Consider the following 26,235-nt stretch of genomic DNA (forward strand, 5'->3'; position numbering starts at 1 on the left):
GGTGATAGAATGGAACGTTTAGATGAAATTGTTAAATTAGTATCCGAATTTGAACGAATCGATGTCAATACTTTGTCTGACCGCTTAAAAGTGTCCAAAGTAACGATTCGCAAAGACTTGGATAAGCTGGAAACCAAAGGTCTGTTGCGCAGAGAGCATGGCTATGCTGTTTTAAATAGCGGCGATGATCTGAATGTTAGGCTTTCCTTTCATTATGATACCAAGCGCCGAATTGCCCAGGAAGCAGCAAAAATCGTTCAGGATAATGAAACCATTATGATCGAATCAGGCTCGACCTGTGCCTTGCTAGCTGAGGAAATCTGCCGAACGAAGAAGAATGTCAAGATTATTACCAATTCTTATTTTATTGCGGATTATATAAAACAAACTGATTCTTGTAAAATTATCTTACTGGGCGGAGAATTTCAGAAAGATTCGCAGGTGACAGTAGGGCCTCTTCTCAAGGAAATGATCCGCTTTTTCCACGTAGAACATGCCTTTGTCGGAACAGATGGCTATGATGAAAATCTAGGCTTTACAGGCAAGGACCTGATGCGGAGTGAGGTTGTGCAGTATATGTCAGAGGCATCTGACCAGATGATTGTCTTGACGGACTCAAGTAAGTTTACCAGAAAAGGAATAGTTAAGAGATTCGGCTTCAAGCAGATTGCTCAAGTGGTGACTGACAAGGCGATTCCGAAAGAGGCTGTTGAGCGCTTGAAAGCTGCCGATATCAAGCTGACTCTGATCTAGCAGAGAAGGAGATAAGATGAAAAATGAAAGAAAAAAACTATTGGCAAAAATTGCTTATCTCTACTATATCGAAGAAAGAAGCCAGTCTGACATTGCGGCTGAGACAGGGATTTATCGCACCACCATTAGCCGAATGCTGGCAGAAGCTAAAAAAGAGGGCATTGTAAAGATTGAGATTGAAGACTTTGATACCCGCTTGTTCCATTTGGAAAACTATGTAAAAGAAAAATATGGGCTCAAGGGAATCGAAATTGTCAGTAATTTAGTGGATGAATCTCCAGCAGACCTGGAAGAGAGGTTGGCTCAAGCTGCTGCAGCTATGCTGCGCAGCCTGATTAAAGACAATGATAAAGTAGGATTTTCTTGGGGCAAGAGCTTGAGCCTTTTAGTAGAGCACTCCAGCAACAAGCATTTGACAAATGTTCATTTCTTTCCTTTGGCAGGTGGTCCCAGTCATATCCATGCTCGCTATCATGTGAATACCCTCATCTATAGCATGGCTGGGAAATACCATGGGGACTGCCGTTTTATGAATTCCACGATTATTCAGGAAGATGAGCAACTAGCAAATGGAATTTTAGCTTCTAAATATTTTGAAGATCTGAAAAGCAGCTGGCAGGAGCTGGATGTGGCTGTGGTTGGTATTGGCGGGCAGGTTGATACGAGAAATCGTCAATGGTTGGACATGTTGACCTCAGAGGATTTTCTTGCTCTAGAGAGTCAGGATGCTGTTGGAGAAATCTGCTGTCGCTTCTTTAATAAAAAAGGGGATATGGTCTACCAGCATTTGCAAAATCGAACGATTGCCATCTCTTTGGAAAATTTGAAAAAAGTACCGCTTAGTCTAGCCTTTGCCTATGGCAGTCAAAAATCTGCTGCTATCTTAGCGGTGTTGCGAGCTGGCTATGTCAATCACTTGGTCACAGATGAATCGACGATTCTAAAAATGCTAGAACTGGATGGAGATAGGAGTTTCCTCACTTCTTGATGGCAGTAGAATCTCAGGTGAAATAAGATTTCCAAAACTAAATTCAGGAATCCTATTTTTTAATAGTTAATTAGCAGCTATGTATGGAGGTGGATTGTTGATTTGAAAAAGCTTATGAAACAAAAATTGACTAGTTTAGCCACAGGAGAGCTAGTCGCTGTGCTAGTATTTTGGATGAATTTTTTCCTGCTCAAAAAATGGATTTTTACTACTGGAGCTTTGATTTCTATTTCTTTCTCCTTGTTTGTACTGAGTTTTATTCTGATACAGGGCTCTGTTTTTTGGTGGATTTTGATAAAAAGGATTTCCAATCCAGAATTTGCTGAAAGATATACAGGCAAGATTTATAAGGTACTAAAGATCTTAGACCTTATTTTGCTGGGTGTGGGAGCCCTGATAATTATGTTAAATTACAGTGGATTTCCCACATTTATAATCTCAGTAGCAATTTGGTTTTTTGCTGTCATCGAGTGGATGAATTATTTTAAATTACAATTATCCTACAGTCTGAATCCTGCCGTTTTATTGAAATACATCTTCCAGAGGAAATTGCGGAAAAGTAAAATAGCAAAGGAAATTGAGAAAGCCGTTTAAAAAGATAAGTTTCGGTTTCTTAACATAACACAATATGAGGAAGAAGAAGCGAATAGCTGCTGCTTCTTTTTTTGTGTCGAATCTGCTTATCTTTCGTATCTAATATAGTGCCTTTCATTCGCAGATGAATACAGCTGTATAGGAGTTGTTTTTTATGGAGGAGACTTTTTATTTGCACAAATGTGCGAAAAAAATTAAATAAGCTAATTTGTTCTATAATATATTGACGGACTGAGATAAAGGTGATACATTCTAGTTACAAACAAAAACAAATCACTTTCAAACAAAAGAACAAGTTTTTGTTAATCATAAAGATAGGAGCGGTTGTAACATATGGAAATGATTGTAGCAGATCAAATTATCATGGGCCTTATCTTAGACGCTGGTGATGCCAAGCAGCATATTTATCAAGCTTTATCACTAGCTAAAGATGGTAAGTTTTCAGAATGTGATGAGCAGATTGAGCTGGCTGATAAGGCGCTGTTAGAGGCCCATAATTTGCAGACCAAGTTCCTAGCTCAGGAAGCTGGAGGAACGAAAACTGAGATTACAGCGCTGTTTGTTCATTCTCAAGATCATTTGATGACTAGCATTACAGAAATTAATCTCATCAAAGAAATCATCGACTTGAGAAGAGAATTACAAGGGAAAAAATGAATCATCAGGAGGATGAAAAGATGGTTAATATTGGTTTGTTTTGCGCGGCAGGTTTTTCAACAGGAATGTTGGTCAATAATATGAAGATAGCTGCAGCTGAAAAAGGGCTGGAAGCTGAGATCGAAGCTTACTCTCAGGCTAAGTTGGCTGATTATGCAGCGGATCTGGATGTCGCTTTATTGGGCCCGCAGGTAGCCTATACACTAGACAAATCTACAGCTATTTGCGACAGTTGCCATACTCCGATTGCAGTTATTCCGATGGCTGATTACGGTATGCTAGATGGCGAAAAAGTGTTAAACCTCGCTTTGAGTTTGTTGGATAAACATTAAAATCAAGGAGCTTCGTTATGTCTAAAGTGGATACTCAAAAAATCATTGCGCCGATTATGAAGTTTGTCAATATGCGTGGGATTATCGCCTTAAAAGATGGTATGTTGGCAATTTTGCCTCTTACAGTTGTGGGAAGCCTATTCTTGATTGTAGGGCAATTACCATTTGAAGGTCTAAATCAAGCCATTGCTGGTGTGTTTGGGGCGGACTGGACAGAACCGTTTATGCAGGTTTATTCAGGAACCTTTGCCATTATGGGGCTGATTTCCTGTTTTTCAATTGGCTATTCTTATGCTAAGAACAGCGGTGTAGAGCCTCTGCCGGCAGGGGTGTTGTCTCTTTCTTCTTTCTTTATCCTTTTGAAATCCTCCTACATACCAGAAAAGGGTGAAGCGATTGCAGATGCGATTGCCAAGGTCTGGTTTGGCGGTCAAGGAATCATTGGGGCCATTCTTATTGGTTTGGCAGTTGGCAGTATCTATACGATTTTCATTCAAAAGCATATTGTCATCAAAATGCCAGAGCAAGTTCCTCAAGCGATTGCCAAGCAGTTTGAAGCCATGATTCCAGCTTTCGTTATTTTCTTGCTGTCAATGCTTGTTTATATTATTGCCAAGATAGCGACTGGTGGCGGTACCTTTATTGAGATGATTTACGATGTCATTCAGGTGCCTCTGCAAGGTCTGACGGGCTCTCTGTATGGAGCTATCGGTATTGCTTTCTTCATTTCTTTCCTGTGGTGGTTCGGCGTCCACGGCCAGTCTGTTGTCAATGGTGTCGTAACAGCATTGCTGCTGTCAAATCTGGATGCCAATAAGGCCCTGCTTGCTGCAGATAAGCTTTCTGTCAGTCAAGGCGCTCATATTGTGACCCAGCAATTTTTGGATAGTTTCCTTATCTTGTCAGGCTCCGGTATTACTTTCGGAGTGGTTGTAGCCATGCTTTTTGCTGCCAAGTCCAAGCAGTATAAGGCTCTGGGGAAAGTTGCTGCTTTCCCAGCAATCTTTAATGTCAATGAGCCAGTTGTCTTTGGTTTTCCGATTGTGATGAATCCGGTCATGTTCCTGCCCTTCGTTTTGGTACCGGTTCTAGCTGCTTTGATTGTCTACATGGCGATTGCAGTCGGCTTTATGCAGCCATTCGCAGGTGTGACTTTGCCTTGGAGTACACCGGCTATCATTTCTGGCTTTATGGTCGCTGGCTGGCAAGGGGCAGTAATTCAAATTGTCATCCTAGCCATGTCCGCCTTTGTCTATTTCCCATTTGTGAAGTTTCAGGATAAGATTGCCTACAATAACGAATTGGAAAATGAAGAATAATCTGATTTTGTTGGATGAAAACACAAAAGTTTCTTGGTTCAGATGGCACAAATGTGCAAAAAATCTTTAATTTAGTAATCGCCTATAAATGATTGAATTCTAGAATTTTGCGTGTTACAATAGTTACGAAAGAAATAAATTAAATTTCATAAGAAAGGTCGTAGTCAAATGATCCAGGTAAAAGAAGTAGAAAAAACAACAATAAAAACAGACTATTTTGGCAGCTTAACAGAGCGGATGAATAAATATCGGGAAGATGTTTTAAATAAAAAGCCCTATATTGACGCAGAGCGTGCTGTCCTAGCTACTAAGGCCTATGATAAGCACAAGGAAAAACCAAATGTGTTGAAACGTGCTTACATGCTCAAAGAGATTTTGGAGAATATGACGCTCTATATCGAAGATGAAACGATGATTGTCGGTAATCAGGCTTCATCTAATAAAGATGCGCCTATTTTCCCAGAGTATACTTTAGAGTTTGTACTCAATGAACTAGATCTTTTTGAGAAGCGGGACGGAGACGTCTTCTATATCACAGAGGAAACCAAAGAGCAGCTCCGCAGCATCGCTCCTTTCTGGGAAAACAATAACCTCCGTGCGAGAGCTGGAGCTTTACTTCCAGAAGAAGTTCAGGTTTATATGGAAACTGGCTTCTTTGGCATGGAAGGAAAGATGAACTCTGGGGATGCCCACTTGGCGGTCAACTATCAAAAACTCTTGGCCTATGGACTGAAAGGTTTTGAAGAAAAAGCTCGCGCAGCTAAGGAAGCCTTGGATTTGACCGATCCGGCTAGTATTGACAAATACCACTTCTATGATTCCATTTTCATCGTAGTAGATGCTGTGAAAGCTTATGCGGAGCGTTTTGTGGCCTTGGCCAATCAGCTTGCTGAAAAAGCAGAGCCTAAGCGCCGTCAAGAGCTCTTAGAAATCGCTAGAATCTGTTCTAAAGTGCCGTACGAGCCAGCATCAACCTTTGCTGAAGCTGTTCAGTCTGTTTGGTTTATCCAGTGTATCCTTCAGATTGAGTCCAACGGACATTCACTCTCTTATGGACGCTTTGACCAGTACATGTATCCTTATGTCAAGGCAGATTTGGAAGCTGGACGTGAGACCGAGGCTAGCATTGTAGAACGCTTAACCAATCTCTGGATTAAGACGATTACCATTAATAAAGTGCGCAGTCAGGCTCACACATTCTCATCTGCGGGCAGTCCCCTTTATCAAAATGTGACAATCGGGGGCCAAACGAGAGATAAGAGAGATGCAGTCAACCCACTTTCCTACCTTGTGTTGAAATCTGTAGCTCAAACTCATCTTCCTCAGCCGAATCTGACCGTTCGTTATCATGCAGGCTTGGATGCTCGCTTTATGAATGAGTGTATCGAAGTCATGAAGCTTGGTTTCGGTATGCCAGCCTTCAATAATGATGAAATCATCATTCCGTCCTTTATCGCCAAAGGCGTTTTAGAAGAAGATGCATACGACTATAGTGCTATCGGCTGTGTGGAAACTGCTGTGCCTGGTAAATGGGGCTACCGTTGTACAGGCATGAGCTACATGAACTTCCCTAAGGTGCTCCTCATCACTATGAACGATGGGATTGATCCAGCATCTGGCAAGCGCTTTGCGCCAAGCTTCGGTCATTTTAAAGATATGAAGAGCTTTGCTGAGCTGCAAACGGCTTGGGACAAGACCTTGCGCCATTTGACCCGCATGAGTGTCATCGTGGAAAATTCTATCGACCTGTCTCTTGAAAGAGAAGTGCCGGATATCCTCTGCTCAGCTTTAACAGATGATTGTATCGGACGCGGTAAGCATTTGAAAGAGGGTGGAGCTGTCTATGACTATATTTCTGGCCTTCAAGTCGGTATTGCCAATCTATCAGACTCATTGGCGGCCATCAAGAAGCTGGTCTTTGAAGAAGGCAGGCTGACTCCGGCTGAACTCTGGCATGCACTTGAAACAGACTATGCAGGTGAGCGTGGTAAAGAAATTCAAGAGATGATGATTCATGATGCACCAAAATATGGTAATGATGATGATTACGCAGATAAGCTAGTGACAGATGCTTACGATATTTATGTGGATGAAATCGCTAAATATCCAAATACCCGTTATGGCCGTGGTCCAATTGGCGGTATCCGCTACTCTGGAACATCTTCTATTTCAGCCAATGTTGGTCAAGGTCGCGGTACCTTGGCGACACCAGATGGCCGCAATGCTGGAACACCGCTCGCTGAAGGCTGCTCTCCATCCCACAATATGGACAAGAACGGCCCGACCTCTGTATTGAAATCTGTTTCCAAATTGCCGACAGATGAAATCGTAGGAGGCGTTCTGCTCAATCAAAAAGTGAATCCTCAGACCCTGTCTAAGGAAGAAGATAAAGTGAAACTTATTGCCTTGCTTCGTACATTCTTTAACCGTCTGCATGGCTATCATATCCAATACAATGTCGTTTCTCGGGAAACCTTGATTGATGCTCAGAAGCATCCTGAAAAACACCGCGATTTGATTGTTCGCGTTGCAGGCTACTCTGCTTTCTTCAATGTGCTTTCCAAGGCGACACAAGATGATATTATCGGGCGTACGGAGCACACATTGTAAAAGAGGTCCAATTTATGGAATTCATGCTTGATACCTTAAATTTAGAGGAGATAAAAAAATGGTCGGAAGTCCTCCCCTTGGCGGGAGTGACTTCTAATCCGACCATCGCAAAAAAAGAAGGAAAAATAGATTTCTTCGAACGGATTCGCGCCGTTCGGGAAATCATAGGAGAAGGTCCATCTATCCATGTGCAGGTTGTTGCCAAGGATTATGAGGGAATCTTGAAAGATGCTGCTGAAATTCGAAAAAAATGCGACGATGCTGTCTATATTAAAGTTCCAGTCACACCGGCTGGGCTGGCAGCTATCAAAACTCTCAAAGCAGAAAGCTACAAGATTACAGCGACAGCCATTTATACAACTTTTCAAGGGCTATTAGCTATTGAAGCGGGGGCTGACTATCTTGCTCCTTACTATAACCGCATGGAAAATCTCAATATTGATTCAGATGCTGTGATTAGCCAGCTGGCTCAGGCGATTGAGCGGGAACATTCCGCTAGCAAAATATTGGCAGCTTCCTTTAAGAATGTTGGCCAAATCAATCGTGCTTTTGCTGATGGGGCCCAAGCCATTACAGCAGGACCTGATGTCTTTGCAGCAGCCTTTGCCATGCCGTCTATAGCTAAGGCAGTAGATGACTTTGCTGCTGACTGGTCAGCAATTCACAATCAGGAATACATTTGAAAGGCATATATAATGCTCTATCTATAAAAAAGAAAGAGGTGTTCTATGAGAATTTTTGCAAGCCCGTCTCGTTATATTCAGGGAGAAAATGCCCTGTTTGAAAATGCAAAACAGATTCTTCAGTTAGGCAGCCATCCAGTCTTGCTTTGTGATGATATGGTTTACCAGATCGTTGGGGAAAAGTTCAATGACTACCTTACCCGTTATGGCTTTCATGTGCTGCATGTCGCTTTTAACGGAGAAGCTTCTGACGCTGAAATTGATCGGGTCGTTGCTTTGGCTGAAAAAGACGGAGCAGACTTGGTTATTGGTCTAGGCGGTGGGAAAACGATTGACAGTGCGAAGGCGATTGCAGACATACTAGGACGCCCTGTGGTCATTGCGCCAACCATTGCCTCTACAGATGCTCCAACTTCAGCACTTTCTGTTATCTATACAGAAGATGGTGCCTTTGAAAAATACATTTTCTATAGTAAAAATCCTGAACTTGTCTTGGTGGATACGAAAGTGATTGCTGGGGCGCCAAAACGGCTTCTGGCTTCTGGGATTGCAGATGGTTTAGCGACTTGGGTAGAAGCTCGTGCTGTCCAGCAAAAAAATGGCACTACCATGCTGGGACAAAGACAGAGCCTAGCTGGTGTAGCGATTGCGAAGAAGTGTGAAGAAACTCTGTTTGCAGATGGTCTGCAGGCTATCGCAGCCTGTGAAGCGAAAGTCGTGACTCCAGCTCTGGAAAATATCATTGAAGCCAATACCCTTCTCAGCGGCGTCGGCTTTGAGAGCGGAGGTTTAGCAGCAGCCCATGCTATCCACAACGGCTTTACAGCTCTCACAGGCGATATTCATCACCTGACCCACGGCGAAAAAGTTGCCTATGGAACCTTGACCCAGCTCTTCTTAGAAAACAGACCTAAAGAAGAATTGGAAAAATATATTCGCTTCTATCAAAAGATTGGTATGCCGACAACTCTGAAAGAAATGCATTTGGAAAATGCCAGCTATGAAGATTTGCTCAAAGTTGGTCAGCAAGCGACGATTGAGGGCGAAACCATCCATCAGATGCCATTTGAGATTTCAGCTTCTGACATTGCAGGTGCCATTCTAGCAGTCGACCAATATGTTAGGGATTTGGATAAATAAAAGTAAAATACAAAACAAGCTACCTTTCAACTGTAGGACTGACAGGGTGGCTTGTTTTTTGGTGGAGAGTCCCATTGGTTGATGTATCTGGCAGTTATGAAATTCCGTCTTTCAAAATCCCTTGAAAATGGTATAATAGAAACAGTACAAAAAATGGAGAAAAGAATGGTTTATTATAATCACAAAGAAATCGAGCCCAAGTGGCAGAAATACTGGGCAGAGCATCATACATTTAAGACAGGTACGGACAAGGACAAGCCTAATTTTTATGCATTGGACATGTTTCCTTATCCATCAGGAGCGGGGCTCCATGTAGGGCATCCGGAGGGCTACACGGCGACAGATATCCTCAGCCGCTACAAGCGGGCTCAGGGCTATAATGTCCTTCATCCTATGGGCTGGGATGCCTTTGGTCTGCCGGCTGAGCAATACGCCATGGATACAGGGAATGACCCAGCTGACTTTACAGCAGAAAATATTGCCAACTTCAAGCGTCAAATCAACGCTCTTGGCTTCTCCTATGACTGGGACCGGGAGGTCAATACAACTGACCCTAATTACTACAAGTGGACCCAGTGGATTTTCACCAAGCTTTACGAAAAAGGCTTGGCTTATGAAGCTGAGGTGCCAGTAAACTGGGTTGAAGAGCTGGGAACGGCTATTGCCAATGAGGAAGTTCTGCCAGACGGAACATCTGAGCGCGGTGGTTATCCAGTTGTTCGCAAGCCTATGCGTCAGTGGATGCTGAAAATCACAGCTTATGCAGAACGTTTGCTCAATGACTTGGAGGAGCTGGACTGGCCAGAGTCTATCAAGGATATGCAGCGCAACTGGATCGGCAAGTCAACCGGTGCCAATGTAACCTTCAAGATTAAGGACACAGACAAGGACTTCACCGTCTTTACGACTCGTCCGGATACTCTTTTTGGTGCGACCTATGCTGTTTTGGCTCCAGAGCATGCTCTCGTCGATGCCATTACAAGTGCAGAACAAGCCCAAGCAGTAGCAGACTACAAACATGCAGCCAGCCTCAAATCTGACCTGGATCGGACTGATCTAGCTAAGGAGAAGACCGGTGTCTGGACAGGAGCTTATGCTATCAATCCTGTCAATGGCAAGGAAATCCCAATCTGGATTGCCGACTATGTGCTTGCAAGCTACGGAACAGGAGCTATCATGGCTGTTCCTGCGCATGACGAGCGCGATTGGGAGTTTGCTAAGCAGTTTAACTTGGAGATTATTCCGGTTCTAGAGGGTGGCAATGTTGCTGACGCTGCTTATACAGAAGACGGGCCGCACATTAACTCTGGCTTCCTAGATGGCTTGGACAAGGCTGCCGCTATTGAAAAGATGGTTGCTTGGCTGGAAGCGGAAGGTGTCGGAAATGAAAAAGTCACCTATCGTCTGCGCGACTGGCTCTTTAGCCGTCAGCGCTACTGGGGTGAGCCGATTCCAATCATTCATTGGGAAGACGGGACTTCAACGGCTGTCCCTGAAAATGAACTGCCGCTTGTCCTGCCTGTAACCAAGGATATCCGTCCTTCTGGTACTGGTGAGAGCCCGCTGGCCAATCTGACTGACTGGCTAGAAGTCACTCGGGAAGATGGTGTCAAAGGACGCCGCGAAACCAACACCATGCCTCAATGGGCTGGTTCTAGCTGGTATTACCTGCGTTACATTGACCCCCACAACAATGAGAAATTAGCAGACGAAGAGCTGCTCAAGGCTTGGCTTCCAGTTGACATTTACATCGGTGGTGCAGAGCACGCTGTGCTCCATCTCCTCTACGCTCGTTTCTGGCACAAATTCCTCTATGATATCGGAGTGGTACCGACCAAAGAGCCTTTCCAAAAACTCTTTAACCAAGGGATGATTCTGGGAACTAGCTACCGTGATAGCCGCGGTGCTCTAGTGGCGACAGACAAGGTGGAAAAACGCGATGGTTCTTTCTTCAACATCGAAACGGGAGAAGAACTGGAGCAGGCGCCTGCTAAGATGTCTAAGTCTCTGAAGAATGTGGTCAACCCAGACGATGTAGTGGAGCAATATGGTGCTGATACGCTTCGTGTCTATGAAATGTTCATGGGGCCGCTGGATGCTTCAATCGCTTGGAGCGAGGAAGGGTTAGAAGGCAGTCGTAAGTTCCTGGATCGGGTTTATCGTCTCCTTAACTCTAAGGAGCTGGTCTCTGAAAATAGCGGAGCTTTGGACAAGGTATACAACGAAACAGTCAAGTCTGTCACAGAGCAGATTGAGGAGCTCAAGTTTAACACAGCCATTGCCCAGCTCATGATCTTTGTCAACGCAGCCAACAAGGAAGAAAAACTCTATGTCGAATATGCTAAAGGTTTCATTCAATTGCTGGCGCCTTTTGCACCGCACTTGGCTGAAGAACTCTGGCAGTCACTAGCTCAAACAGACGAGAGCATCTCCTACGTAGCTTGGCCAACTTATGATGAAAGCAAGCTTGTCGAAGCAGAGGTCGAAATCGTAGTTCAAATCAAGGGAAAAGTTCGTGCTAAGCTAGTCGTAGCCAAAGATCTGAGCCGTGAGGAACTGCAGGAAATCGCTCTGGCAGATGAGAAAATTAAATCTGAAATCGCCGGCAAAGAAGTCGTGAAAGTGATTAGCGTTCCAAATAAACTGGTTAATATCGTGGTGAAATAATACGTTTGCTACAGCATTATAGTGATTATAAAGAAAGGAGTCGTTTAAAACGGCTCTTTTTTCAATACTTTTCTTCTCTTAAATAGTAGAACTTTTCTCATTTTTCGATTTTCTCTTGTATTAGTTACAGATTTTATTTATAATCATTATAAATAAAGAGAAAGAGAAAATTTAAATAGTGGAAGAACATAAAATTGATACGAACTTTAGTGGTCGGCTGAATATATTGCGGGCCGGGGTTTTAGGAGCTAATGACGGCATTATTTCTATAGCAGGTGTGGTTATTGGGGTGGCTAGTGCGACGGACGATGTCTGGATTATCTTTCTATCTGGTTTAGCGGCAGTCTTTGCGGGTGCCTTTTCTATGGCAGGTGGAGAGTATGTTTCTGTTTCTACTCAAAAGGATACAGAAGAAGCTGCTGTTGCCAGAGAGCGGGAGCTTTTAGAGAAAAATCCAGATATCGCTAGGCAGTCTCTTTATGCTGCCTATGTTCAAAATGGCGAGTGTGAGACTTCTGCCCAGCTCATGACCAATCGGGCCTTTCTCCAGGATCCGTTAGAGGCCTTGGTGGAGGAAAAATATGGCATCGAGATCGAGGAGTTCACTAATCCCTGGCATGCTGCCGTATCAAGCTTTTTAGCCTTTGCTGTTGGTGCGCTTTTTCCTATGATTACCATTATCCTGCTTCCAGCCACTATCCGTATCTGGGCAACCGTTCTGATTGTGGCCTTGGCTCTTTTGGGAACGGGCTACACCAGCGCTAGATTAGGCAAAGCACCGCTCAAAAATGCCATGATTCGGAACCTCGTTATCGGTCTTTTAACCATGGCGGTCACCTATGCAGTAGGACAGGTATTTGCAATTTAACAATGGGAAGCATTGAAGTCAGTAATTTTACTGGCTTTTTGAGTTGTCAAATCTAGAGAAAAATCCAGCTTTAACTATTGTCTGAATGAGTTCAGCGCACTTCTTTTTTGTGAAAATTTTCCTTATATCAAGAAAACTTTTGGAAAATATGATATAATAGTTGCGTATAAAATATGAAAAGGAGTTTTTGTAACATGGCAAAACTTACTGTTAAAGACGTTGATTTGAAAGGTAAAAAAGTCCTCGTTCGTGTAGACTTTAACGTACCATTGAAAGACGGAGTGATTACGAATGACAACCGTATCACTGCTGCTCTTCCAACTATTAAATACATCATTGAGCAAGGCGGTCGTGCAATTCTCTTCTCTCACCTTGGACGTGTCAAAGAAGAAGCAGATAAAGAAGGTAAATCACTTGCACCAGTTGCTGCAGACTTGGCTGCTAAACTTGGTCAAGATGTTGTTTTCCCAGGTGTCACTCGTGGTGCTGAATTGGAAGCAGCTATCAATGCTCTTGAAGATGGACAAGTTCTTTTGGTCGAAAACACTCGTTTTGAAGATGTGGACGGCAAAAAAGAATCTAAAAACGATCCAGAACTTGGTAAATATTGGGCATCTCTTGGAGATGGTATCTTCGTAAACGATGCATTCGGTACAGCTCACCGTGCACATGCATCTAACGTCGGTATCTCAGCAAACGTTGAAAAAGCTGTTGCTGGCTTCCTTCTCGAAAATGAAATTGCCTACATCCAAGAAGCAGTTGAAACTCCAGAACGTCCATTCGTAGCCATTCTTGGTGGTTCAAAAGTATCTGACAAGATTGGTGTTATCGAAAACTTGCTTGAAAAAGCTGATAAAGTCCTTATCGGTGGTGGTATGACTTACACATTCTACAAAGCACAAGGTATCGAAATCGGTAACTCACTTGTAGAAGAAGACAAATTGGATGTTGCAAAAGCTCTTCTTGAAAAAGCAAACGGCAAATTGATCTTGCCAGTTGACTCTAAAGAAGCAAATGCTTTTGCGGACTATACTGAAGTGAAAGACACTGAAGGTGAAGCAGTGGATCCAGGCTTCCTTGGTTTGGATATCGGTCCTAAATCTATCGCTAAATTTGATGAAGCTTTGACTGGTGCGAAAACTGTTGTCTGGAATGGCCCTATGGGTGTATTTGAAAACCCAGATTTCCAAGCTGGGACAATCGGTGTCATGGACGCTATCGTGAAACAACCTGGCGTAAAATCAATCATCGGTGGTGGTGACTCAGCTGCCGCAGCCATCAACCTTGGCCGTGCAGACAAGTTCTCATGGATTTCTACTGGTGGTGGTGCATCAATGGAACTCCTTGAAGGTAAAGTATTACCAGGACTTGCAGCACTGACTGAGAAATAAGCGGTATACTCAGAATATTTAATATACCATAAAACTATAATAAGAGAAGGACTAGTAAAGACTGGTCCTTTCTTTTTTACGGGAAATCTGTGGAACAGAGAGGGAAGAGAAAATCAAAATAGACATTATATAATTAATGTCCAAAAAACAAAAAAGGTAAATAAACTGAGGAAAAAATGCTTGCAAAACGAGGGAAAACTTGATAGGATAAAGGTATGTATTCTGATGCTTACAGATAGTCAAAATGAGAATGGAGCTTCCAATAGGAGGTTTCAATTATTTTTTGATTTTCGGAGGGCTTGGGAAAACTGCAGACTGTAAAAGTTTGCAGGGAGAGGAGAAAAATGGAAAAAGAAGTTTTTGGTTTTCGGAAAAATAAGGCTGTTAAAACTTTATGCGGTGCTGTTCTAGGTGCGGCTTTTTTAACGTCAACGATACAAGCAAGAGCAGATGAAGTAGTATCTGATACCAATGGTCATATCAATACTGAAATAGTGGGCACTGGAAATGCAGCGACCAATCTGCCTCAAGCTCAAGGGCCAGCCAGTCAGGCATCTAAAGAGAGTCAGGCGCGAGCAGGTCAGGCAGATGGCGGTGTGACAGTGACTGTTCCAACAGCAGGTTTAGATGAAAGTGTCAAAAAGGCTCAAGAAGCAGGCCTGACAGTAGTCAAAGACCCAGCTGTTGACAATGGAGTCGCTCAGACTGCTCAAGAAATAGCAGGCAAAAAAGCGGAGATTGCAGCGGATTATGAAGCGCAGGTAACCGATATTGATGCCAAGGTCAAGGAGTACAAAAAAAAAGTATCAGTCTACGAGGCGGAAGTAGCTCGGATTACAGCAGAAAACAAAACGACAGCGGAGCAATATGCTAAAGATTTGGCTGCTCATCAAGCAGAAGTAGATCGAATCACAGCAGAAAATGCTCAGCTGAAAGCAGATTATGAAGCTGCCCTTAGTAAATATAAAACAGATTTAGCAATGGTTCAAAAGACCAATGCTGATAATGCGGCAGCTTACCAAGTGGCTAAAGCGGCCTATGATGCAGAATTAGCTCGTGTTCAAAAACTGAATGCGGAAACAAAGGCTAATTATGATACGGCTCTGGCGGCTTATGCTAGTGAGCTGGACCGTGTTCAAAAGGCGAATGCGGCAGCTAAGGCCCGGTATGAAAAAGCTTTGGCGGATACTCAAGCTGCCAATGCTAAGATTGCTGCTGATAATGAAGCTATTAAACAGAGGAATGCGGCTGCAAAAGAGGCCTACGAGGCAGCACTTGCCCAATATCAAACAGATTTAGCTACTGTCCGAAAGACCAATGCTGATAATGAAGCGGCATATCAAGCTGCTCAGGCGAATTATCAGGCAGAATTGGCCCGTATCCAAAAGGAAAATCAAGATAAAAAAGCTCAATATGAAGCAGATTTAGCAGCTTATGAAGCTAAAAAGACTCAAATTGAAGCTGAAAATGCAGCAGCTCAAAAAGAATATGAGCAAAAGCTGGCAGAGAACCAAGCTAAGAATGCCACTATAGCAGCTGAAAATGAAGAAATCAAGAAGCGTAATGCTCAAGCCCAAGCAAATTATCAAGCTCAGTTGGCCCAGTATAATGCTGATTTGGCTGTCTATAATACAAAATTAGCCAAGTATCAGCAAGATAAGGCTAAGTATGATGCTGAACAGGCCAAGATTAAGGCTGGACTGGCTATCGCAGAAACAAAGAAGGCTGAAGACGGTCATTTGAGCCGTCCAATTGCGCAAAGCCTAGTTTTCAAATCAGAACCTAATGCTGATCTGTCACTGACTACAACTGGTGAGTTTGTCAGCTATGCTGGTATGGAAGCCGCTGTAAAGAATACTGCAGAGTTTTCTAAGAAATTCTTCCAACTGGACAACTTCAAAGTAACAGATATTCAAAATGCTAACTATCAGACCAACCAGCAGGAAAGCTTTGGTACAGTTGGCAAGTATGCAGGCTACAGTTCTAACGTAACAAGCGGTAAAGGGCCAACTGAATGGTCTTCTGTCTTGTTGCGTCGTGGTGAGTCTGCTACAGCAACCTATACAAATCTCCAGGGGACTTATTATCGAGGGAAAAAAGTTTCTAAAATTGTCTATACTTATACCCTTGATCCAAGTTCTCAATTCCGCAATGATAAGGCCTGGTTAGGTATTTTTAAAGACCCGACAATGGGAGTTTTTGCTTCAGCTTATACAGGAAATTTTGAAGATGCAACCTCTCTCTTTGTGAAGACGGAATTTGTCTTTTATGATGATAAAGGCCAACCTATTAATTTTGATCAGGCTTTGATGTCCGTGGCTTCCCTCAACCGTGAAGCTAATTCTATCGAAATGGCCAAAGATTATACCGGAACTTTCAACAAGATTTCGGGTTCATCAGTTGGTGAAAAGAACGGCCAAATCTATGCGACTGAGTCTGAAAACTTCAAAAAAGGAGTTGGCGGATCTCGCTTTACCATGTATAAGAATGCTCAGCCAGACTCAGGCTGGGACACTACAGATGCTCCTAACTCATGGTATGGGGCAGGAGCGGTGGAAATTTCTGGTACAACCAACAGCATGACGATTGGAACGATTTCCTCTTCTGAAGTGTTAGGCCAGCCAGAGGCTACTGATCCACGTAGGGCTGACAAACTAGCTCCTAAGAAACCAAATATTTGGTTTGCGATTAATGGTGATGTTCGAGCGACTGATCTGCCAATCATCACAGTAGAAGAACCGGAAGCGCCCGTAGCTCCTACAGCTCCTGCAGTGCCAAGTGAAGAAGCGCTTAAGCCTTTGGATCCAGCTCCAACTGCACCAACACCGAAGGCTCTTCCAACCCCTCCGGCAGCACCGACTTATGAAAAAGAACCGACGCCACCGACACGTACACCGGATACCCCAGAGCCTAGTAAGCCTTCTGAGCCAAGCTATGAAGTAGAAAAAGCTGTCCGGCCAGCAGTGGTAGAACCGACCTATGAAAAGGAGCCAACCCCTCCGGCAGCACCAACTTATGAGAAGGAGCCGGAAGCGCCAACTCCTACACCAGATACACCGGAGCCTAATAAGCCGGTAGAACCAACTTATAGCCCGCTACCAACCTCACCAGCAGAGCCTGTTTATCAAAAAGAGCCAGCAGCGCCCGTAGCTCCGACTGTGCGCTATCATTATCATCTCTTGCAATCTCAACCGCAGATTAATAAAGAGATTCAAAATGACCAAGGCACCAATATTGATAAGACTCTGGTGGCTAAGCAGTCCGTCGTTCAGTTTGCTCTAAAGACAGAAGCTCTTCCAGCTGGACGCAGTGAGACGACTTCATTTGTCATTACTGATCCGTTGCCAAGTGGTTATGAAGTTGACTTAGCAGCAACAAAAGCTGCTAGTGCAGGTTTTGATGTTAGTTATGACAAGGCTAGCCACACAGTGACATTTAAAGCAAATGCAGCAACCTTAGCTACTTATAACGCAGATAGGACCAAAGAAGTTGCTACGCTCTTTCCGACAGTGGTTGGCCGAGTGCTCAACGATGGCGCAACCTATACTAATAATTTCACCCTGACAGTCAATGATGCCTATGGTGTCCGCTCAAACGTAGTACGCGTGACTACACCAGGTAAGCCTGATGATTCAGACAATCCTAGCAATAATTACATCAAGCCAACCAAGGTCAATAAAAACAAGGCAGGATTGGTGATTGATGGTAAGGAAGTCTTGGCTGGTTCGACCAATTACTACGAGCTGACTTGGGATTTGGATCAGTATAAGGGTGACAAGTCATCTAAGAGCACGATTCAAAAAGGTTTCTACTATGTAGATGACTATCCGGAAGAAGCACTTGAACTTCGTCCGGAATTAGTCAAGCTAGTAGATGCGGATGGCAAAGCTGTGGCAGGTGTAACATTGACCCACTACGAGAGCCTTGAAACAGCCCCTGCAGCAGTTCGAGAGCTCCTTCAAAAGGCGAATATCACTGTTAAAGGTTCTTTCCAACTCTTTGCAGCAGACGATGCCCAAGCCTTTTATGACCAATATGTCGTAACAGGTAAGTCTTTGACGATAACAAGCCCTATGGCTGTCAAAGAAGGAATGGGCCGCACAGGTGGTAAATTCGAGAACCGGGCTTATCAAATTGACTTTGGAAATGGTTATGCGACAGACGTAGTCGTCAACAATGTTCCTAAAATCAGTCCTGAAAAAGATATTACTCTGAGCCTTGATCCAGCAAGTGCGGAGAACTTGGATGGCAAGGAACTGACGTTGGGACGGCACTTTAACTACCGTCTCATCGGCGGCTTGATCCCTGCTAACCATTCTGAAGAGTTGACAGACTATAGCTTTGTGGATGATTATGATCAACGAGGCGATGAGTACACGGGTGCTTACAAAACCTCTGCCAAAGTAGATATCATGCTCAAAGATGGTAAGGTGATAAAGGCTGGTACAGATTTGACTGAGTATACAGCTGCGAATATTGATCTTGAGAAAGGCTTGATTTCTATTCGTTTCAAGGAAGAATTCTTAGAGACTATTTCTCTGGATTCAGCTTTTCAGGCTGAAACCTATCTACAGATGAAGCGGATTGCTACGGGTACTTTTGAAAATACCTACATCAATACGGTCAACCATGTGGTCTATGCTTCAAATACAGTTACAACAGTCACTCCTAAGGCACAGCATCTGCTTGTTTCAGATATAAACGATCCAAGAAGAGCTAATCCAACTTCAGTGGCTAAAAAGATTCCTGTTTCACTTCTGCCAGAAACGGGAGCCAAAGATACAGTCTATTTGCCATATCTAGGTTTAGCAGCCATTATTGGTGCTTTAGGTCTAGGAAAATTGAGACGTAAAGAAGACTGATAATAGATGAGGCTAGGGAATCCCTAGCCTTTTTATCTTTAAAAATACTGCAAAATCTCATGTAGCAAAAGTCTAAATCATTTGTAACATGACAAAAACATAACTCTAAAAAAACTGACATGTAAATGAGGTATGATTTTTTTATCATCAAATTATACGGAGAAAAACAGTTATGAAAAAAACATTTGCTAAAGCGACTCTTGGTTTAACTTCCACAGCTTTTTTGGCGACAATCGGTGCTCAAGCTGTTCATGCAGATTCTTATGTTGTCCAGCAAGGGGACTCTTTTTTTGCCATTGCTAGTGCCAATGGAATGAATCCTTACGAACTTGCTGCCAATAATGGAAAGACAATTTTTGATACGATTAACCCAGGAGATGTGTTGCAAGTAAATGGCACTGCTTTGGCTCAGACTTACAATCCTTACAGTGCTCCAGCTTATGAAGCAACAAGTGATGCTGCTTTGGTATCTGATACTGAAGATGTTGTCTTAAATACGCCAACTGACTATGGCAATTCTTACCCAATCGGCCAATGTACTTGGGGTGTGAAAGAAATGGCTCCTTGGGCAAGCAACTGGTGGGGCAATGCTAATACTTGGGCAATCAATGCTGGTGCTCAGGGTTATGCAACAGGAAATGTTCCAGTACCAGGCGCTATTGCAGTTTGGGATGGTGGCGAATACGGACATGTTGCTTATGTGACAGATGTGCAAAGCGACAGCTCAATTCAAGTTCTAGAAGCGAATTACAATCACCAAAAGCAAATTAACAACTATCGTGGCTACTTTAACCCGAATGAATTTATGGGTGGAGTTACCTACATTTATCCAAACTAAAGAAAATAAAATGCGGCTGGGACAGATAATGTCTCAGCTTTTAAATAGTCGATAGCTCTTGATGCGGTCGCTGATAGGGCTTTTTCTTTGTGTGGGAAAAGTCCTGAGCAGAAAGAGTTTTTTTGAGACGAAATATGTTAAAATGAAGAGAGGGAGGATTTCCTGGAAGGAGACTAATGAGTTATTTCAATAAATACAAGTTTGATAAATCGAAATTTCGTCTGGGCATGCGTACCTTTAAAACCGGTCTGGCTGTCTTCATCATTCTACTGCTCTTTGGGCTTTTTGGTTGGAAAGGGCTGCAAATCGGTGCTTTGACGGCAGTCTTTAGTCTTCGTGAGGATTTTGATAAGAGTGTCCACTTCGGGACATCACGAATCTTAGGAAACAGCATCGGTGGTTTTTACGCTCTGCTCTTTTTCATTGCCAATAGTGTCTTTAAGGAGCAGTATTGGGTCACCCTCCTTTTGGTACCGGTCTGTACTATGCTGACAATCATGACCAATGTCGCTATGAACAACAAGGCGGGAGTCATTGGCGGAGTATCTGCCATGCTGATTATTACCCTGTCTATTCGGCCGGAAGATACCATCTTGTATGTCTTTGCCAGAATCTTTGAAACCTTTATGGGAGTCTTTGTTGCAATTCTGGTAAATTCTGATATAGATCGGCTGCGAACCATCTTTGAAAAGAAAAAATAAAATCTGTGTAAGAAAATCTAACATTATTTCTTGACATAAGATTTATTTCGTCCTATAATAGTGCGTAGAGAGGAATTTGAATGAAGGAAAAAGAGTTTCGCCGAAACATGGCAGTCTTTCCCATCGGCAGTGTTATGAAACTGACGGACCTATCTGCTCGTCAGATCCGTTATTATGAAGACCAGAATCTGATTACCCCTGATCGAAATGAGGGCAATCGTCGGATGTATTCTTTGAATGATATGGACCGCCTTTTAGAAATTAAGGATTATATTTCGGAAGGTTATAATATCGCTGCAATTAAGAGGAAATATGCTGAGCGTGAAGCCAAGTCCCACAAGACCATTAGTGAAAAAGATGTCCGCCGTGCTCTGCATCATGACATCTTGCAGCAAGGCCGTTTTGCTTCTTCTCTGCCAACCTTTGGTCAGATGCGTCGACCATAGCTATTTTGTTTGAATTACAAGGAGAAATTTAATGTCTATTACAGCAGCTGATATCCGTCGCGAAGTAAAAGAGAAAAATGTTACCTTTATTCGTCTTATGTTCTCTGATATTTTAGGGACTATGAAGAATGTAGAAATTCCTGCCACGGATGAACAGCTTGACAAGGTCTTATCCAATAAAGCCATGTTTGATGGTTCTTCCATCGAAGGTTTTGTCCGTATCAATGAATCAGATATGTATCTTTATCCTGATCTAGATACTTGGACAGTCTTTCCTTGGGGAGATGAAAACGGCAGTGTAGCGGGCCTGATTTGCGATGTTTATACGACAGATCATGTACCGTTTCTAGGGGATCCTCGCAGCAACCTCAAGCGCGCCCTCAAGCATATGGAAGAGCTAGGATTCAAGTCCTTTAATCTCGGACCAGAGCCAGAGTTCTTCCTCTTTAAGCTGGATGAAAATGGTGATCCGACGCTGGAAGTAAATGACAAGGGTGGCTATTTTGACTTGGCGCCGACAGACTTGGCAGACAATACCCGTCGGGAAATCGTCAATGTCCTGACCAAGATGGGCTTTGAAGTAGAAGCTAGCCACCATGAGGTCGCAGTCGGCCAGCACGAGATTGACTTTAAGTATGACGAAGTGCTCCGTGCTTGTGATAAAATTCAGATTTTTAAGCTGGTTGTGAAAACTATTGCTCGTAAGCACGGCCTTTATGCGACCTTTATGGCTAAGCCTAAGTTTGGCATTGCGGGATCTGGTATGCACTGTAACATGTCCCTCTTTGATCAAGATGGCAATAATGCCTTCTTCGATCCAGAAGATCCAAAAGGTATGCAGCTGTCAGAAACAGCCTACCATTTCTTGGGTGGTTTGATCAATCATGCTTATAACTATACAGCTATCATGAACCCAACGGTTAACTCATACAAACGTCTGGTTCCTGGCTATGAAGCGCCAGTATATATCGCTTGGGCAGGACGCAATCGTTCACCGTTGGTGCGCGTTCCGGCTTCTCGTGGTATGGGTACTCGCTTGGAGTTGCGCTCCGTTGACCCGATGGCCAATCCATATATTGCTATGGCTGTTCTCTTGGAAGTTGGACTGCACGGTGTCGAAAATAAAATCGAAGCTCCAGCACCAATCGAAGAGAATATCTATATCATGACTCCAGAGGAGCGGAAGGAAGCTGGAATTACAGACCTGCCGTCTACTCTTCACAATGCCTTGAAGGCCTTGACAGAAGACGAAGTCGTTAAAGCGGCTCTTGGCGAGCATATCTATACGAGCTTCTTAGAAGCTAAGCGCATTGAGTGGGCAAGCTATGCAACATTTGTCTCTCAATGGGAAGTGGATAATTATTTAGATTTATACTAAACTTAGAGCAGGAGGATTGGCATATCCCCTGCTTTTTCATGGAGGAGGAGAAAGATGGAAGAATTTCATGATTTTATTAAGCGGGTTTTTGATGAGCAATATGAGGCTTGTTTTGGTTCAGGTATGCTTGAAAAACTTGAACCTCAAGATTATTATCTAAGGCGGGAGGAAGATGGCCGGTTGATTGCCTTGCTCCATGCCCAACAGGTGTTGGCAAACATTCATATCAAGGCTTTGGTGGTGGATAAAGAACATCAGAAAAAAGGTTTGGGAGCCAGTCTGCTGGCAGAATTAGAAGAAAAGGCTGCAGAAGTTGGAGCTACTAGTATTACCTTGTCCACTAAATCTTATCAGGCCAGAGATTTTTACATCAAGCAAGGCTATGAAATCTACGCCAGTCTATCAGATGTCCCGCAAAAGGGCATTACCAAATATCATTTTATCAAGCGATTAAGCTGAGCCATTCTCAAATAGATGGAAGTCAATTTGGCTTCTGTTTTTTAATATTCATTTGCATACATTCGGTATGTATGTTAAAATAAAGTTTAAGAAAAGGAGAACAAATGATTACCAGTTTATACCCCGTTTTAATGAGCGAAGATGTCCATCAAGCGGCACAATTTTTCATTGAGCATTTCCAATTTCAGGAAACCTTCCGTTCAGATTGGTATATTAGTTTAAAGAATATCGAGAGTGGTTTTGAGCTTGCTTTTATTGATAGCAAGCATGGGACAGTGCCACAAGCCTACCAGTCTGAGACGAGTGGCCTAATCATCAATATCGAAGTTGACAATGTGGATTGTCTTTATGAAGAATTGCGTCAGCAAGAAGAAATGGAGTTCCTTCTTCCCATTAAGAGTGAAGATTTTGGTCAGCGCCATTTCATTGTGAAAGCGCCGGGTTCTGTTTTGGTTGATGTAATTCAAGTAATTCCACCTAGCGCGGAGTTTGCGGCAAATTATTTGGAGAGTGAAGATGAATAAAAAGCAGCAGGCTTCTCTAGAGACAAGCAAGAAAATATTAGCTATCGCCCGGAAACATTTTTCTTTAAAGGGTTATGCAGAAACTTCCTTGGAAGAAATTGTAGATGAGTTGGGAATGACAAGAGGCGCACTTTATCATCATTTCGGGAATAAGAAGACTTTATTTACCGCCGTACTGGCACAAATTCAGTCCGAACTGGGATCTTATGTAGAAAAAAACGCCCTGGAAGCACATGATTCTTGGGAGCAGTTGGTAGAAGGCTGTGTGGCTTTTGTTCGTTTTGCAACCTTGACCGAAAATAAACGCATTCTCTTGCTTGATGGTCCCAATGTCGTTGAGTGGAAAGAGTGGCGTCGTCAGGACGAGGCTAATTCTTTCTTTCATTTGAGAGAGCAATTAGACATTTTATCTAAAGAAGGAAGACTTATCTCTATTGATTTGGATATGGCGGCTCATATGATTTCAGGTGCCTTGAATGAGTTGTCTCTTTTTCTAGCTGAGAAAGAGGATGAAGCAGAAGTCAGAGGAGCAGTGAGAAGTCTGTTAAGGGGATTTAAAAATCATGGCGAAAAAGGTTAAATATTATTATGATTTGGTTTATGCGGAGGATTTGAGCCGTCGCTTGCAAACAGTAACAGATAAATTTGATGCTCAGCATTTTATGTCTCTAGTTGAAAGCGAATTAGAGACTTTGGAATTTACTCAGCGTCAAGAGTTGCTGGCAAGGAGTATCAAAGAATGCTTGCCGCTTTCTTATGCTGATTCTCTGAAGGTTTTTGAGCAGATACTTGGTCCGGAGTTAGAGGGCGGCTTGGGGATGTTCTCAGAAGGGTACTGGTTGTGGCCGATTGGCAAATACGTAGAACTTTACGGAAGTCAGGAATTCGAGCTGAGTGCAGCCTTCAGCAAGGAATTAACCAAGCGATTTACTGGAGAATTTTCCATGCGACCCTTGCTGGCTAATTATCCTAAAGCTACGATGGATTTACTGCTAGAGTGGAGCCGAGATGAGAATATGCGCGTCCGCAGATTAGCCAGCGAGTGTATGCGTATCCGACTGCCCTGGGCTAAGAAGCAGACTGTGGTCTTAGATTATTTTGATGAATTTACCTCTATTTTAAGGAATCTAAAGGATGATGCGGATAAATCAATCCAAAAAAGTGTCGCTAATAATCTGAATGATTTATATAAAGAAGCTCCTGAAAAGTTTGAGAGGGTGATTGGATCTTGGCAAGAGGAAGAACTGAGTCCGAGTTGCGCTTGGATTATTAAGCATGCTTCGCGAACAAAAAATAAAGCAGAAAAATAAGCTTTGCTAAATCTAGCAAAGCTTATTTTTCAGTTGTCTTCATCTGGTGTAAGCACCATCGGAATGATAATAGGTTCGCGCTCAGTGCTTTCGTAGAGGAAAGGACGCAAGGCGTTGACGATAGCGCCGCTGACAGATTGAACGCTGGCATCTTTATTCTTGAGGGCAATGCGAATGGCGTTAAAGAGGATGCGTTGGCTTTGGCGAATGAGGTCACCTGATTCGCGCATGTAGATAAAGCCGCGGCTGAGAATATCTGGACCGGCTAAAATCATCTTGGACTCAAAATCAACCGTCGCAACAGCCAGGACAACACCGTCCTCTGACAGGTCTTTACGGTCGCGCAGGACTGCAGCTCCGATTTCACCAATGCGGTTCCCATCAACATAAATATCTTGAGCGTTGAAGCTGCCGGCAATACGAGCTGAGTCAGCTGTCAGAGCCAGCACGTCACCATTGCTCATGATGAAGATATTGTCTTTTGGTACTCCAGTATCAACGGCTAGGCCTGCATGGACTTTCTGCATACGGTATTCACCATGGACTGGCATGAAATATTTAGGCTTGATCAAGCGAAGCATGAGTTTCTGCTCTTGTTGGCCACCGTGTCCAGAGGTGTGGATGTTGTTAATCTTACCGTGAATCACTTCTACACCGGCCTCAGAGATAATATTAATCAGCTTGTTAACGCTGGTCGTATTACCAGGGATAGGGCTAGATGAGAAGATGACCGTATCTCCAGGTTGCAGCTGAACCTGGCGGTGGGTTCCATTGGCAATCCGAGATAGTGCTGCCATCGGCTCACCCTGGCTTCCGGTACACATAATCAGCACTTCACCAGCTGGGTAGTCCTTGAGTTCATTTGGTTCAATGAAGGTATCTTTAGGAACCTTGATATAGCCCAGCTCAATCCCGTTGACAATAGCCTTTTCCATGGAGCGGCCAAAGACCGCAATCTTACGACCGGTCTTGACAGCTGCATCTGCTGCCTGCTGGAGTCGGAAGATGTTTGAAGCAAAGGAGGCGAAAATAATCCGTCCGTGGATGCCTTCGATAATCTTCATGATAGACTGTCCGACCACTTTTTCGGAATTGGTAAAGGTCGGAACTTCAGCATTGGTCGAGTCAGATAGGAGACAGAGAACGCCTTCCTCACCCAGAGCAGCCATACGGTGCAAGTCTGCCGGCTCACCGACTGGTGTAAAGTCAAACTTGAAGTCACCGGTACAGACAATCTTACCCTGCGGGGTATGGATGACAATTCCCAAGGGCTCTGGAATAGAGTGGGTTGTCCGGAAGAAAGTAGCTTTCAGATGCTTGAACTGCAGTTCTGTGTTTTGATTGATTTCATAAAGCTTAGCATCGCGCAATAGACCATGCTCTTCTAGCTTGCCGCGAATGAGAGCAAGAGCCAAAGGACCAGCATAGATAGGAACATTGGCTTGTTTGAGCAAGAAAGGAATACCGCCGATATGGTCCTCGTGCCCGTGGGTGATGAGAACAGCTTTTACGCGGTCAATATTTTCCACGATATAAGAGTAGTCAGGAATGACATAGTCAATTCCTAGCAGGTCGTCTTCTGGGAACTTGATGCCGGCATCCACGATGATGATTTCATTTTGGTATTCAATCCCGTAGGTGTTTTTACCGATTTCGCCTAACCCACCAATCGCAAAAACGCCAACTTCTTTGGGTTTTAAGGTATATGCCATGGG

At 43.5% G+C, this 26,235-nt stretch carries 22 protein-coding genes; 21 read left to right on the forward strand and 1 reads right to left on the reverse strand.

The window, feature by feature from the left end:
- Positions 1-9 precede the first annotated feature (9 nt).
- From O3621_RS06510 to O3621_RS06610, 21 genes are all read left to right on the forward strand, one after another.
- Positions 10-753 (forward strand): DeoR/GlpR family DNA-binding transcription regulator, encoded by a 744-nt coding sequence (locus O3621_RS06510; protein WP_002916109.1) that lies wholly within the window; start codon positions 10-12, stop codon positions 751-753.
- 16 nt (positions 754-769) lie between these two features.
- Positions 770-1,741, forward strand: coding sequence for a sugar-binding transcriptional regulator (locus O3621_RS06515; RefSeq protein ID WP_371513969.1), 972 nt, complete (start codon positions 770-772; stop codon positions 1,739-1,741).
- 102 nt (positions 1,742-1,843) lie between these two features.
- Positions 1,844-2,335: a hypothetical protein gene (locus O3621_RS06520; RefSeq protein WP_371513970.1), complete on the forward strand. Its 492-nt coding sequence runs from the start codon at positions 1,844-1,846 to the stop codon at positions 2,333-2,335.
- Positions 2,336-2,668: 333 nt separating this feature from the next.
- Positions 2,669-2,992 carry a PTS lactose/cellobiose transporter subunit IIA gene (locus O3621_RS06525; RefSeq protein WP_002907360.1) on the forward strand — a complete coding sequence of 108 codons (324 nt, stop codon included), beginning with the start codon at positions 2,669-2,671 and terminating at the stop codon, positions 2,990-2,992.
- A 20-nt stretch (positions 2,993-3,012) separates the two neighbouring features.
- Complete coding sequence (locus O3621_RS06530) at positions 3,013-3,324, forward strand: PTS sugar transporter subunit IIB (RefSeq protein WP_032912650.1); 312 nt, start codon at positions 3,013-3,015, stop codon at positions 3,322-3,324.
- A gap of 17 nt (positions 3,325-3,341) precedes the next feature.
- Entirely contained in the window at positions 3,342-4,643 is a 1,302-nt protein-coding gene (locus O3621_RS06535) for a PTS sugar transporter subunit IIC (RefSeq protein ID WP_002907358.1), read from the forward strand.
- Positions 4,644-4,811: 168 nt separating this feature from the next.
- Complete coding sequence (locus tag O3621_RS06540; protein WP_295504321.1) at positions 4,812-7,253, forward strand: glycyl radical protein; 2,442 nt, start codon at positions 4,812-4,814, stop codon at positions 7,251-7,253.
- A gap of 14 nt (positions 7,254-7,267) precedes the next feature.
- Positions 7,268-7,936 (forward strand): fructose-6-phosphate aldolase, encoded by a 669-nt coding sequence (locus O3621_RS06545; protein WP_002907356.1) that lies wholly within the window; start codon positions 7,268-7,270, stop codon positions 7,934-7,936.
- Between the two features lie 45 nt (positions 7,937-7,981).
- Positions 7,982-9,076 (forward strand): glycerol dehydrogenase, encoded by a 1,095-nt coding sequence (locus O3621_RS06550; RefSeq protein ID WP_009659773.1) that lies wholly within the window; start codon positions 7,982-7,984, stop codon positions 9,074-9,076.
- A 165-nt stretch (positions 9,077-9,241) separates the two neighbouring features.
- Positions 9,242-11,743, forward strand: coding sequence for a leucine--tRNA ligase (leuS, locus tag O3621_RS06555; RefSeq protein WP_371513971.1), 2,502 nt, complete (start codon positions 9,242-9,244; stop codon positions 11,741-11,743).
- Positions 11,744-11,921: 178 nt separating this feature from the next.
- Complete coding sequence (locus O3621_RS06560; RefSeq protein WP_314448996.1) at positions 11,922-12,611, forward strand: VIT family protein; 690 nt, start codon at positions 11,922-11,924, stop codon at positions 12,609-12,611.
- Positions 12,612-12,805: 194 nt separating this feature from the next.
- A complete protein-coding gene (pgk, locus tag O3621_RS06565; RefSeq protein WP_002910741.1) occupies positions 12,806-14,002 on the forward strand; it encodes a phosphoglycerate kinase in 1,197 nt (398 codons plus the stop codon).
- Between the two features lie 299 nt (positions 14,003-14,301).
- A complete protein-coding gene (locus tag O3621_RS06570; RefSeq protein WP_314448999.1) occupies positions 14,302-18,864 on the forward strand; it encodes an antigen I/II family LPXTG-anchored adhesin in 4,563 nt (1,520 codons plus the stop codon).
- Between the two features lie 172 nt (positions 18,865-19,036).
- Positions 19,037-19,702, forward strand: coding sequence for a CHAP domain-containing protein (locus tag O3621_RS06575; protein WP_049544098.1), 666 nt, complete (start codon positions 19,037-19,039; stop codon positions 19,700-19,702).
- 176 nt (positions 19,703-19,878) lie between these two features.
- The gene (locus tag O3621_RS06580; protein WP_002896642.1) at positions 19,879-20,403 is read left to right on the forward strand and encodes an aromatic acid exporter family protein; all 525 of its coding nucleotides are present in this window, start codon (positions 19,879-19,881) and stop codon (positions 20,401-20,403) included.
- Between the two features lie 80 nt (positions 20,404-20,483).
- Entirely contained in the window at positions 20,484-20,849 is a 366-nt protein-coding gene (locus O3621_RS06585; protein WP_049544096.1) for a MerR family transcriptional regulator, read from the forward strand.
- A 31-nt stretch (positions 20,850-20,880) separates the two neighbouring features.
- Positions 20,881-22,227 (forward strand): type I glutamate--ammonia ligase, encoded by a 1,347-nt coding sequence (glnA, locus tag O3621_RS06590; RefSeq protein ID WP_002896640.1) that lies wholly within the window; start codon positions 20,881-20,883, stop codon positions 22,225-22,227.
- A gap of 54 nt (positions 22,228-22,281) precedes the next feature.
- The gene (locus O3621_RS06595; RefSeq protein WP_049544094.1) at positions 22,282-22,686 is read left to right on the forward strand and encodes a GNAT family N-acetyltransferase; all 405 of its coding nucleotides are present in this window, start codon (positions 22,282-22,284) and stop codon (positions 22,684-22,686) included.
- Positions 22,687-22,790: 104 nt separating this feature from the next.
- On the forward strand, positions 22,791-23,210 hold the full coding sequence (locus O3621_RS06600; protein ID WP_049544092.1) for a VOC family protein: 420 nt from the start codon (positions 22,791-22,793) through the stop codon (positions 23,208-23,210).
- The gene (locus O3621_RS06605) at positions 23,203-23,790 is read left to right on the forward strand and encodes a TetR/AcrR family transcriptional regulator (RefSeq protein ID WP_049544090.1); all 588 of its coding nucleotides are present in this window, start codon (positions 23,203-23,205) and stop codon (positions 23,788-23,790) included. The genes O3621_RS06600 and O3621_RS06605 overlap by 8 nt, the downstream gene beginning before the upstream one ends.
- Positions 23,774-24,520, forward strand: coding sequence for a DNA alkylation repair protein (locus O3621_RS06610; RefSeq protein ID WP_049544088.1), 747 nt, complete (start codon positions 23,774-23,776; stop codon positions 24,518-24,520). Before O3621_RS06605 ends, O3621_RS06610 begins: the two co-directional genes overlap by 17 nt.
- A gap of 29 nt (positions 24,521-24,549) precedes the next feature.
- On the opposite strand, the gene rnjA is transcribed toward O3621_RS06610, so the two are convergent.
- Entirely contained in the window at positions 24,550-26,232 is a 1,683-nt protein-coding gene (gene rnjA / locus O3621_RS06615) for a ribonuclease J1 (protein ID WP_002898451.1), read from the reverse strand.
- Between the last annotated feature and the right edge of the window lie 3 nt (positions 26,233-26,235).

It is taken from the genome of Streptococcus sp. 20925_1_22, from assembly GCF_041431685.1.
Classification (GTDB): domain Bacteria; phylum Bacillota; class Bacilli; order Lactobacillales; family Streptococcaceae; genus Streptococcus.